Raw genomic sequence first — 3934 nt, 5'->3', positions numbered from 1 at the left:
GTGCTGGTTGTCGGAAAAGGAGCCGCTAGTGGGAAAGAGGAGGGTAAATTTTCAGCGTTGCTGGCTCCCCGTCAGCCGGATTGGGTTGCATCGCAGGGGTGTCGAAAGAGTCAACTGCGGTCCAAAGCTGTTGGACTTGGGTGAAAAGGGCGTTTATTCTTCCTATACGTTGTTCAGAATAACATTGTTCCGCCAACAATCAATTCGGTAGATATTGAACCTGAATATAGGGATATATTTAACTTGACGTTACACCAATCACAACAACGGCAAGTGAATTACGCAATGAGTAATACTTTTGGTTTTGGCGGACACATTGCCACAAGTATTTTTAAAAAATATGCTGAATAGAGAGTAGGTGCTAACTTCGGTTTGCTCGTGTTGGCGCTAAATCGAAAGTTCAAGTATCCCAACATGTTCCTTCGTATAGAAGTTAAAAGTTGGCAATTATCGTAGAACAACCTACAGACAACACCAATATGTAACCGATAAATAATTACAAAATATGACCGACAGAGTAAACATCATCAATAACTACATCGATGGATACAACCAATTTGATATCAAAAAAATGGTTGCAGACCTTGACGATAATATTGTTTTTGAAAACATTCAAAATAATGATATAAGTTTATCGCTGAAAGGGTTAACAGCGTTTAAACAACAGGCAGAAACAGCAAAAACATACTTTGCAAAGAGAACACAGACAGTTAAATCGTTTAGGCATTTTGACAACAGCACTGAAATAGAAATTGATTATACAGCAATTTTAGCAATTGACTTTCCGAACGGCTTAAAAAAAGGGCAAAAGCTAAAGTTATCAGGAAAATCCGTGTTTGAATTTAAAAAAAAAAAGTGATTAAATTGACAGACATTAGTTGACATTAAAACCAGCGAACAAGAATATGACTTTACTAAAACATAAAAAAATTACAATAATTGGTGCCGGGCCTGTTGGATTAACAATGGCGAGATTGTTACAGCAAAACGGCGTGGACATTACAGTTTACGAGAGAGACAAAGACCAAGATGCAAGGATTTTTGGTGGGACACTTGATCTGCACAGGGATTCGGGACAGGAAGCAATGAAAAGAGCGGGATTGTTACAAACTTATTATGACTTAGCTTTACCAATGGGTGTAAATATTGTTGATGAAAAGGGCAATATTTTAACCACAAAAAATGTAAGACCCGAAAATCGTTTTGACAATCCTGAAATAAACAGAAATGACTTAAGGACTATCCTATTAAATAGTTTACAAAATGATACCGTCATTTGGGATAGAAAACTTGTTACCCTTGAACCTGATAAGGAGAAGTGGATACTAACTTTTGAGGATAAATCGAGTGAAACAGCAGATCTGGTTATTATTGCCAATGGTGGAATGTCTAAAGTAAGAAAATTTGTTACCGACACGGAAGTTGAAGAAACAGGTACTTTCAATATACAAGCCGATATTCATCAACCGGAGGTGAACTGTCCTGGATTTTTTCAGCTTTGCAATGGAAACCGGCTAATGGCTGCTCATCAAGGTAATTTATTATTTGCGAATCCTAATAATAATGGTGCATTGCATTTTGGAATAAGTTTTAAAACACCTGATGAATGGAAAAGCAAAACGCGGGTAGATTTTCAAGACAGAAATAGTGTCGTTGATTTTCTCCTGAAAAAATTTTCCGATTGGGACGAACGCTACAAAGAACTGATTCGTTTGACATCATCTTTTGTAGGGTTAGCGACACGAATATTTCCCTTAGATAAGTCTTGGAAAAGTAAGCGTCCATTACCCATAACGATGATTGGAGATGCTGCTCATTTGATGCCTCCTTTTGCAGGACAAGGCGTAAACAGTGGGTTGATGGATGCCTTGATATTGTCGGATAATCTGACCAATGGGAAATTTAACAGCATTGAAGAGGCTATTGAAAATTATGAACAGCAAATGTTTGCTTATGGAAGAGAAGCACAGGCAGAATCAATAATAAACGAAACGGAAATGTTCAGCCTCGACTTTTCTTTCCAAAAACTAATGAATCTATAAAACAGAAAGGCGAGGAAATGAAAGAGAAAATAGTTAAAAAAAACGGAATAAGACTTTTTACCGAAAGTTTTGGATGTGAAAAAGATCCGGCAATACTCTTGATTGCGGGAGCAACGGTATCCATGTTGTATTGGGATGCTGAATTTTGCCAGAAACTATCTGAAAAGGGATTTTTTGTTATTCGCTACGACAATAGGGACGTAGGAAAATCTACTAATTACGAACCGGGTTCAACCCCCTATGATATTGTTGACTTAACCCATGATGCTATTTCAATTTTGGACGGCTATAAAATAGTCAAAGCCAATTTTGTGGGAATTTCACTGGGCGGACTGATTTCTCAAATAGCATCAATAAAATATGCCGACAGGGTAAGTTCAATAACACTAATCTCATCAGGTCCTTGGGGCGACTCAGACCCCACAATTCCTGAAATGGATACGCGTATTTTAGATTTTCACGGAAAAGCTGAAACCGTAGATTGGACAAATGAAGACAGTGTGGCAAATTATTTAATTCAAGGTGCTGAATTGATGAGCGGCAGGAAACAATTTGACAAACAAAGAAGTGAAAAACTGATTAGAGCCGAATTTAAAAGAGCTAATAACTATATAAGTATGTTCAATCATGCGGCACTGCAAGGTGGTGAAGAATACTGGAACAGATTGAGCGAAATCAATCAACCAACCTTAATTGTACACGGAACGGACGATAAAATATGGCATTTTAAGAATTCAGCAGTTTTACTTGAAAAGATAAACGGCTCAAAACTAATAACGCTTGATGGAACCGGACACGAACTACATTTCGAAGATTGGAATAAAATTATTGATGGAATAACGCAACATACAACAAATAACAAAAGAATGAACAAATAGGGTATTATGTATTTCCAAATCAACGGTTTAGAGATTGAAGCTAATATCAATGTGTTATGACGCTCAAGCTGGTGGAGCCGCTGCGCGAGCTGTTTAAAGATGAGGTGCGCAAGATCGGTATGGAGTTAGGTCTGCCCTACGACATGGTTTACCGTCATCCCTTCCCTGGCCCTGGCTTGGGTGTGCGTATTCTTGGCGAAGTAAAAAAAGAATATGCCGACAGGTTGCGCTTGGCTGATGCCATCTTTATCGAAGAGCTGTATGCCGCTGACCTGTATCACAAAACCAGCCAAGCCTTCGCTGTATTCTTGCCAGTGAAGTCGGTTGGCGTAGTGGGCGATGCCCGCCGCTATGAGTATGTGGTGGCATTGCGCGCAGTAGAAACTATCGATTTTATGACAGCGCGCTGGGCACACTTGCCGTATGAGTTTTTAGAAACGGTTTCTAGCCGCATCATTAATGAGATTCCCGGTATTTCGCGGGTAACCTACGATGTTTCCTCAAAGCCGCCGGCAACTATTGAGTGGGAGTGACGGGCACTGGCTGGCAATGTCTAGCAACGGCAGGCATTTCGGCTGAGGGTAAAAGAACTTTCCGCTAAGCGATAGACTGTATGTAAACACAGTATTGCAAGGACGCGGAACATGCCTCATGTGGCGGCCAGGACGGCCAGCCGGGATCGGGATACTGGTCGTTACCAGAGCCACCGACCCGAGCAAACCCTTCTCTATCAGATCGTTGACGAGTATTACCCGGCATTCGCTGCGCTTATGGCAGAGCAGGGAAAGGAATTGCCGGGCTATGTGCAACGGGAATTTGAAGAATTTCTCCAATGCGGGCGGCTGGAGCATGGCTTTCTACGGGTTCGCTGCGAGTCTTGCCACGCCGAGCACCTGGTCGCTTTCAGCTGTAAGCGTCGCGGTTTCTGCCCGAGCTGTGGGGCGCGGCGGATGGCCGAAAGTGCCGCCTTGCTGGTTGATGAAGTACTGCCTGAACAACCCATGCGTCAGTGGG

General features: G+C 41.5%; 4 protein-coding genes and 1 pseudogene. All 5 read left to right on the top strand.

Translation table 11 applies throughout. From position 1 onward, the window contains the following. Positions 1-505: 505 nt before the first annotated feature. The gene (locus E2K52_RS13690; RefSeq protein ID WP_151205576.1) at positions 506-859 is read left to right on the top strand and encodes a nuclear transport factor 2 family protein; all 354 of its coding nucleotides are present in this window, start codon (positions 506-508) and stop codon (positions 857-859) included. Between the two features lie 46 nt (positions 860-905). After that, a complete protein-coding gene (gene tet(X) / locus E2K52_RS13685) occupies positions 906-2042 on the top strand; it encodes a tetracycline-inactivating monooxygenase Tet(X) (RefSeq protein WP_044502094.1) in 1137 nt (378 codons plus the stop codon). Positions 2043-2059: 17 nt separating this feature from the next. Further along, positions 2060-2920 carry a macrolide hydrolase EstT gene (estT, locus tag E2K52_RS13680; protein WP_077782102.1) on the top strand — a complete coding sequence of 287 codons (861 nt, stop codon included), beginning with the start codon at positions 2060-2062 and terminating at the stop codon, positions 2918-2920. A 56-nt stretch (positions 2921-2976) separates the two neighbouring features. Continuing rightward, a pseudogene (locus E2K52_RS13675) lies at positions 2977-3453 on the top strand (GMP synthase (glutamine-hydrolyzing)); the annotation flags it as partial. Between the two features lie 111 nt (positions 3454-3564). Beyond that, on the top strand, positions 3565-3934 hold a 370-nt coding region (locus E2K52_RS13670; protein ID WP_171478870.1), incomplete at its 3' end, for a transposase zinc-binding domain-containing protein.

It is taken from the genome of Acinetobacter sp. RF14B (genome assembly GCF_006864105.1).
GTDB classification, from domain to species: Bacteria; Pseudomonadota; Gammaproteobacteria; order Pseudomonadales; family Moraxellaceae; genus Acinetobacter; species Acinetobacter lwoffii_C.
The sequence above is the reverse complement of the archived record's forward strand: the minus strand, read 5'-3'. Positions and strand labels throughout refer to the sequence as shown.

Bases quoted from the DNA above. Each gene is read 5' to 3' on its own strand.
- E2K52_RS13690 (WP_151205576.1), top strand. From the start codon at position 506: ATGACCGACAGAGTAAACATCATCAATAACTACATCGATGGATACAAC.
- estT (WP_077782102.1), top strand. From the start codon at position 2,060: ATGAAAGAGAAAATAGTTAAAAAAAACGGAATAAGACTTTTTACCGAA.